Source organism: Bradyrhizobium sp. P2_E8, from assembly GCF_056403875.1.
Map to the genome: position 1 here is coordinate 1 of NZ_JBFUES010000327.1, position 7,178 is coordinate 7,178.

The following is a 7,178-nucleotide window of genomic DNA, read 5'->3' on the forward strand; positions in this document are numbered from 1 at the left end:
CCGGAGTACTTTGCGAAATCCTTGTGTCCGGTGATGCCGCCGAGGCCGAGGCGAAACCAGACCCCGGGCTCGACGCCGAAACCGTCCTTCACCTCGAACGCCGTGAAGGCGATGTCGTTGGTTTCCTCGAGCACCGCGATCCTGCCGGCGCCGTCGAAGGCCACGTTGAACTTGCGCGGCAGGCCGTAGAGCGAGCGGTCGTTGAGGATGTGGTAGTGCCACTCGCGCGCAAACGGCCGCGTGTCGATGATTTCCTGTGGATCGATGCCGGCGGTCGGCGTTCCCGTCACGTTGCGGATATTGTCGGCGCCGGAGCCGCGCGAGCACAGGCCGAGATCCTGGATGCCCTCGATCAGCTTGATCGCGTGCTTCGGCGGGATCTCGCGAAGCTGGAGGTTGGCGCGCGTCGTGACATGGCTGTAGGGACCACAGAGATCGTCGGCGAGATCGGCAAGGCCCGACAGCTGCCAGTGCTTCATGATGCCGTTCGGGATGCGCAGGCGGCACATGTAGGAGTCCTGCGTCGGCGCGACGTAGAAGATGCCGTAATAGCGCCAGCGGAAATTGTCCGCCGGGCTCGGCGGCGCGTTGTCGAGCGCCTGCTGGCGCAGCCGCGGATAGGCGTCGAACGGATGCTCGTCGCGCTTGAACTTCTCCTGGTCGGCGAGCTTCTTGCCCGAGGCGATGACCTTGTCCTGCGCCTTGATGTGCACGGCGTCCGGACCGGTCGGCTCGGCATTCGCCTTGCCGGAGCCGCCACCAAGACCGCGACCGACCCGGCTGATCTGCAAACCGGTCGTGAAGCCTTCGAGATAGCGCTTCTGCTCGTCGGTAAAGTCGACTGAGACTGTTTCGAGTTTCATGGTCAGTAACGAAGCTCCTGCGGCCACCGGGGTGGTATCGACGGAAAATTGCGCGACCCGCGAGGCACTCGGCTGGCTCAAGAGCCTGCTCTGCACCCAACGGTCCGATCAGCTTCGTTGCTGCGGGACTCGGCTCAGCAGGCGTCTGTGACAAGCTGGCCGCAGTGCAACATACAAGTTGCGTGCCAGCTTCATCGAAATGAGAATTGCTGTAGGTTCAGATGATTAGGAGCGCCCCCGGGAACTCCCGGGCGGGGAACTCTCACGAAATTCGAGCAGCCAGCCCAAAATTTAGACGAGGAGCCCAGGCGCCCAAAAACGATGCAGGCCCGAATCAGGCCTTCCAGCGCCCGACTTCGAAGGCCTCGAGATGCCCCCTGATATTGTCGGGATCGAAGACGGGGCCGGCGAATGCCCCGAACGCCGCGGGAGCCTCACTGGGCGGCCGGCTACCCAAGGCGGCATCATAAAGATCCGGCCTGAACACGGCCATTGCCGTCTTGACGCCATCCGGCGTCAGCGGCGTCTGTCCCCAGCGCACCATCTGCGCGTAGAGCCAGGCGGCCTGGACCGGATCGGGGCGCCCTGCCCCTTCGCGTCCGACCAGCAGGTAACGGCCGCTTTCGCGGAAGGTGCCATCGGGCGAGATCTTCAGTCGTCCCGTGAGCGTGCGCTGGATCACCTCGGCATCGACGCCGATCCGCTCCGGCTGCGCCAGGATGCGCGCCGCCTCGATGCGGTTCTCCGGATGCTCGATGAACGCGGCGGCTTTCACGGCCGCGCGCACGAGGCCAGCGACCATGTCCGGGTTCTTGTCGGCCCAGSTCTGGCGGACCGCCAGCACCTTCTCCGCCGCGCGGTCAAGGATGTCGGAGACGAAATGCAGGATGTGGCCGATGCCGAGATCGACCGCGATCGAATTCCAGGGCGCGCCGACGCAGAACGCATCGACATGGCCGTTGGCGAGGCTGTCCACCATGTAGGGCGGCGGCAGCACCACCAGCCGCACGTCCTCGTCGGGATCGACGCCGGCCGCCGCCATCCAGAACCGCAGCTGATAATTGTGGGTCGAGAACGGAAAGGTCATGCCGAAGGTCAGAGGATCGGCACCTAGCTTGCGCCGCCGGGCGACCACCCGCGCCAGCGCTTTTGCCGTGACGAGCGGATCGAAGCGGTCGCCGTCGATCTCCTCCATCAGCGCGGCATGGAGCGCCGGCGACACCGTGATCGCGTTGCCGTTGATGCCGAGATTGAAGGGCGCGGCGATCGGCACCTTGACGTGGCCGAGCCCGAGCGAGGACGCGATCGCCACGGGCGCCAGCAGATGGGCGGCGTCGAACAGGCCGATATTGAGCTTGTCGCGGACGTTGGACCAGGAGACCTCGCGCACCAGTTCGACGTCGAGGCCTTCGGCGGCGGTAAAGCCCTTGTCGACTGCGACGATCAGCGCGGCGGCATCGACCAGCGGAATGAACCCGATGCGGAGCGGTCCGGTCATTTCAGCATCTCCGACGCGGTGATGATCGACTGGGCGATCTCGCCGATTTTCTTCTTCTCGCGCATCGCGGTGGAGCGCAGCAGCACATAGGCCTCGTCCTCGGTGAGGCCCTTCACCTTCWTCAGGATGCCCTTGGCGCGCTCGATGATCTTGCGGTCCTCGAGCTGCGACTTGGTGCGCTCGAGTTCCTCCTGGAGCTTGGCGAAGGCATTGAAGCGGGACACGCAGAGGTCGAGGATCGGCTTGATGCGCTCCTTCTTCAACCCGTCAACGATGTAGGCGGATACCCCCGCCTCGACCGAGGCCTGGATCGAGGCTGAATCGCTCTGGTCCACGAACATCGCGATCGGCCGCTTCACGGCGCGGCTGACCTGGAACATCGCCTCCAGCACGTCGCGGCTGGGGTTTTCCAGATCGATCAGGATGATGTCGGGATCGACCGCATAAATACGGGCCAGCAGGCTCTGCATCTCGCGGATATGGGCGACCTGCGTGAATCCGGCCTCCCGCAACCCCTCCTCGAGGATCGCGGCCCGGATCGGGCTTTCGTCGACGATCACGATTTTGGGCGACTGTTCGGCGCTCATAGCTCACTCACGTCAGGTGATTCATCCATAGCACGCCGGAACGCCCTGCAAAGGGTTGTAATTGACCGCATTTAGGACTAGCTCCTGCCGATCAATCAGGCAGATCAAGAGATATGCAAGAGACGGCTGCGCCCAAGGTCAGCTTCGTGTCGCTCGGATGTCCCAAGGCATTGGTGGACTCCGAGCGCATCATCACGCGCCTGCGCGCCGAGGGCTACGAGCTCGCCCGCAAGCATGACGGGGCCGACATCGTCATCGTCAACACCTGCGGCTTCCTCGACAGCGCCAAGCAGGAATCGCTCTCGGCGATCGGCGAGGCCATGGCCGAGAACGGCAAGGTGATCGTAACCGGTTGCATGGGCGCGGAACCCGAGCAGATCGAGCAGGCCTATCCCGGCGTGCTCTCCATCACCGGCCCGCAGCAATATGAGAGCGTGCTGGACGCGGTCCACCGCGCGCTGCCGCCCGCCCACAATCCGCATCTCGATCTGGTGCCGCCGCAGGGCATCAAGCTGACGCCGCGGCACTACGCCTATTTGAAGATCTCCGAGGGCTGCAACAACCGCTGCACCTTCTGCATCATCCCGAAGCTGCGCGGCGACCTGGTCTCGCGCCCGGCCAATGACGTGCTGCGCGAGGCCGAACGTCTGGTCGGCGCCGGCGTCAAGGAGCTGCTGGTGATCTCGCAGGACACCTCGGCCTATGGCGTCGATCTGAAATACGCCGAGAGCCCGTGGAAGGACCGCCAGGTCCGCGCCAGATTCCTCGACCTCGCGCGCGAGCTCGGCGAGCTCGGCGCCTGGGTCCGGCTGCAATATGTCTATCCCTATCCGCATGTCGACGAGGTCATCGCGCTGATGAACGAGGGCAAGGTGTTGCCCTATCTCGACATCCCGTTCCAGCACGCAAGCCCCGAGGTGCTGAAGGCGATGAAGCGTCCGGCGGCGCAGGACAAGACGCTGGCGCGGATCAAGCGCTGGCGCGAGGAGTGCCCGGATCTGGCCCTGCGCTCGACCTTCATCGTCGGCTTCCCCGGCGAGACCGATGCGGACTTCGCTTATCTGCTCGACTGGCTGGATGAAGCCGAGATCGATCGCCTCGGCTGCTTCAAGTACGAGCCGGTCGCCGGCGCGACGTCGAACGCGATCGCCAATCCGGTGCCGGAAGAGGTCAAGCAGGAGCGCTACAACTCGCTGATGGCGCGCCAGCAGAAGATCTCCGCGCGCAGGCTGAAGCGCAAGGTCGGCACGCGCCAGCAGATCATCATCGACGAGGTCGGCCCGACCGTCGCCAAGGGGCGGTCCAAGGCCGATGCGCCCGAGATCGACGGCGCCGTCTATTTGTCGAGCCGCCGCCCGTTGCGCGTCGGCGAGATCGTCACGGCGAAGATCGAGCGCGCCGACCAATACGACCTGCACGGCAGCGTCGCGGGGTTTTGACGCACTGACGACAGCGACTTCCACTTCATCACCGTCATCCCCGCGCGAGCGCGGGGATGACGGGTCCGCTATCGCGTTTGCCGCGCTCGCGATGACGTCATGTCGCTTCTCCCGACGCCTGCCGTCCGTCATGCGCGGAAAACACCTCCTTGGCTGCGAACAGCCCGTTCACCGCCGCCGGGAAGCCGGCATAGACGGCCATCTGCATGATGATCTCCACGATCTCGTCGCGAGACAGCCCGACGTTCAGACCCGCCTCGATATGCACCTTGAGCTGAGGCGCGGCATTTCCGAGCGCCGTCAGCGCGCCGATCGTCGCGATCTCTCGATCGCGCAGGCCGAGGCCCTCGCGGCTGTAAATGTCGCCGAAGGGAAACTCGATCACGTATCGTGCGAAATCCGGCGCGATGTCGGCGAGTGAGGCGACGACCYTTTCGCCGGCTCTGCCGTCAATGCGTGACAGGGCCCGCTGGCCGCGATCGAAGCGGCTTTCGGCTTGTGGTTGGGCGTGCGTCATTTTCCTTCGTCCTCTGTTCGTCGCCGGCATAGCCGTCAATCTTGGTATCAAGGACGAGCAGGCATTCCTGGAGTTCGGCAATCTGCGTGCGAACCTGTTCCCGGTGGTTTTCCAGCATCTGCCGCCGGGCTGGCCCGGTGGCTTCGCCTTCATCACGAAGCGCCGCATAACGCAACATGTCCCGGATCGGCATTCCCGTGGTCTTGAGCCGACCGAGGAATGCGATCCATGTGAGGATCGATGCGTCAAAGTCACGCTGGCCGGAACGATCCCGGTCTGCGTATGGCAGCAGCCCGATGCGCTCATAATAACGCAACGTGTGAGTCGACAAGCCGGTTCGTTTTGCGAGGTCGCCGATCTTCATGTGTGCCCGTTCTCGTACTGACGCACGTACAGATACCCCTTCGAGCGCACTCTAAGTCAAGGGGGATCGAAGGTGCCGTTCCCGCGAGGTCAAGATGGCACGACAGCAGAGGATTTCGGCGCGCCGGCTGGGCGGCAGCATCGCAGGATTCCGGACTTCAGGATGCCGCCAGCCATTTCGGCACCCAGCGCTCCGGGCGCGGGGCGCGGGCGAGATCGGCCTTCGCCTCGGACAGCAGCGCAGGCTCGCCGTCGATGATCGGGCGCAGATCGTATTCGAAGTTCGGCATGACGCGGCCGTCGGCGTAGAGCCCGAAATTCATCGCGTACCACAGCCCGAGCTCGGGCTGTGCGCGGCGCATCTCCTCGCGCAGGTCGCGCAGCAGGGATTCGATCGAAGATGCTTCCGCGAACGGCTGCGGTCCACGGGTGAGGACGCGCGCCTGATACTGCGCGCCCGATATCGCGACCTCGAAGTTGGTCTTGTCCCAGGGCTTCTTCCCCTTCGGCAGATGCGCAGCCAGCCGCCAGCCGAGCTCGGCCATCAGGCGATGATTGGCCCAATAGTCTTCGCGATCCCGGCTCCATTTTTCCACGAAGCCGCGAAAGTCGGGAAGCTCCGACGGTGCGTCGTCCGGCGTCATCGGCTCGCCAGCCGGCCGTCCGGCCAGCCACTGCGCGAGCTCGACCGTCTGACACTGGACCTCGTCATGCGGCAGCAGGTCGCTCCAGGCGTTGCCGAATTGCTGCGACGTCAGTTTTGCGAGCAGACCGTCAAGGCTCGGCGCCAGCAGCTCGTAGTCGCCTTCCGACCCGAGACCGACGATCGGCGGATTGTCCCGGTCGAGACCGGCGCCATACCATCCGCCGACGGCCGAGCCGTCCGGCAGCCGCATGAACAGCGAAAACCTGTCGCGCAGGGGGCTGCCGTCGACGATCGGCGCATGATCGGAGAACTGCCCTTGCAGGGAGAAGCGACCGACGCTGCCCCAGGGGCGCCCATTCAGCCAGTCGGCGAAATCGACAAGCAGGGATGGCGCTTCGATGCCCGGCGGAAATGCGCCGCGAATGCTGTCGAGGTCGATCGGGTAAGGCGTGTCGGACAAGGCTGAATACTGTCTGGTTGGTCCCGCCAGTGTTGGTCTCAACGGACCAGCGTCCGGTTCGAACCAATTCGCGTCCTTCGATCACAAACGCGCCAGAGGCTCAATGGTTTCTGCGCGGCAATCGATGAAATACAATCACAAGGCTGGTATCCGGGCCGGGCTGTGCGCGACCGGCACAGCATTGATCCTGCTTGCACTTCCCGCCGCGGCGCAATCGCCCTCACCCGCGCAGGCGCGGCAATGGTGTTTCGGCACCGACAAGGTCGGCGACGACCGGCGCCTCGCCGGCTGCTCGGCGGTGCTGCAAGCCAATCCATCCAATGCGCTCGCGCTTGCCAACCGCGGCGAGATCTTCCGGCGCAAGGGCGAAACAGAGCGGGCCCTGGCCGATCTCAACCGCGCCATCGATCTCGATCCGAAGGACGCCATCGCCTGGTACAATCGCGGCATTGCCCATGACGATCTCGGCGATCGCGACCACGCCATCGCCGACTATACGAGCGCGATCCGGCTCAAGCCCAATGATCCGCTGTACTATAACAACCGCGGCAATTCCTACATCGGCAAGAACGACTACGCGCAGGCGCTCGCCGACTACGGTCAGGCGATCAAGCTCGATCCGAAATTCGCGCTCGCCTATTTCAACCGCGGCACGGCCTATCGCGAGCACGGCGAGGCCGATCGCGCGCTCGCCGATCTTGACATGTCGATCAGGCTCGATCCCAACTATGGGCCGGCCTATGGCAACCGTGCGCGCATCTTCCGCGACAAGGGTGATCGGACGCGGGCGTTTGCCGATTTCGGC

7 protein-coding genes and 1 pseudogene are annotated in these 7,178 nt (G+C 64.6%); 2 read left to right on the forward strand and 6 right to left on the reverse strand.

Going from position 1 to position 7,178, the window contains the following annotated elements; all coding sequences use genetic code 11:
* From AC1D00_RS19175 to AC1D00_RS19185, 3 genes and pseudogenes are all read right to left on the reverse strand, one after another.
* Positions 1 to 863, reverse strand: a pseudogene (locus AC1D00_RS19175) (NirA family protein); the annotation flags it as partial.
* 334 nt (positions 864 to 1,197) lie between these two features.
* Positions 1,198 to 2,361, reverse strand: a complete 1,164-nt coding sequence (locus AC1D00_RS19180; protein WP_477011738.1) for a CmpA/NrtA family ABC transporter substrate-binding protein — start codon at positions 2,359 to 2,361, stop codon at positions 1,198 to 1,200.
* The gene (locus tag AC1D00_RS19185) at positions 2,358 to 2,948 is read right to left on the reverse strand and encodes an ANTAR domain-containing response regulator (RefSeq protein ID WP_477011739.1); all 591 of its coding nucleotides are present in this window, start codon (positions 2,946 to 2,948) and stop codon (positions 2,358 to 2,360) included. Before AC1D00_RS19185 ends, AC1D00_RS19180 begins: the two co-directional genes overlap by 4 nt.
* Positions 2,949 to 3,061: 113 nt before the next feature.
* Here AC1D00_RS19185 and rimO point away from each other — a divergent pair, with 113 nt between their 5' ends.
* A complete protein-coding gene (gene rimO / locus AC1D00_RS19190; RefSeq protein ID WP_477011740.1) occupies positions 3,062 to 4,387 on the forward strand; it encodes a 30S ribosomal protein S12 methylthiotransferase RimO in 1,326 nt (441 codons plus the stop codon).
* 97 nt (positions 4,388 to 4,484) lie between these two features.
* Here rimO and AC1D00_RS19195 read toward each other — a convergent pair whose 3' ends face one another.
* The 3 genes from AC1D00_RS19195 to AC1D00_RS19205 form a co-directional block, all read right to left on the reverse strand.
* Complete coding sequence (locus AC1D00_RS19195) at positions 4,485 to 4,904, reverse strand: carboxymuconolactone decarboxylase family protein (RefSeq protein ID WP_477011741.1); 420 nt, start codon at positions 4,902 to 4,904, stop codon at positions 4,485 to 4,487.
* Positions 4,837 to 5,268 carry a MerR family transcriptional regulator gene (locus AC1D00_RS19200; RefSeq protein WP_404556458.1) on the reverse strand — a complete coding sequence of 144 codons (432 nt, stop codon included), beginning with the start codon at positions 5,266 to 5,268 and terminating at the stop codon, positions 4,837 to 4,839. The genes AC1D00_RS19195 and AC1D00_RS19200 overlap by 68 nt, the downstream gene beginning before the upstream one ends.
* A 157-nt stretch (positions 5,269 to 5,425) precedes the next feature.
* On the reverse strand, positions 5,426 to 6,373 hold the full coding sequence (locus tag AC1D00_RS19205; RefSeq protein WP_027542864.1) for a hypothetical protein: 948 nt from the start codon (positions 6,371 to 6,373) through the stop codon (positions 5,426 to 5,428).
* Positions 6,374 to 6,497: 124 nt separating this feature from the next.
* Here AC1D00_RS19205 and AC1D00_RS19210 point away from each other — a divergent pair.
* A partial coding sequence (locus AC1D00_RS19210) for a tetratricopeptide repeat protein (RefSeq protein WP_477011742.1) occupies positions 6,498 to 7,178 on the forward strand: 681 nt, incomplete at its 3' end.

Coding starts and splice junctions, on each gene's coding strand:
- rimO (WP_477011740.1), top strand. CDS start 3,062: ATGCAAGAGACGGCTGCGCCCAAGGTCAGCTTCGTGTCGCTCGGATGT.
- AC1D00_RS19200 (WP_404556458.1), bottom strand. CDS start 5,268: ATGAAGATCGGCGACCTCGCAAAACGAACCGGCTTGTCGACTCACACG.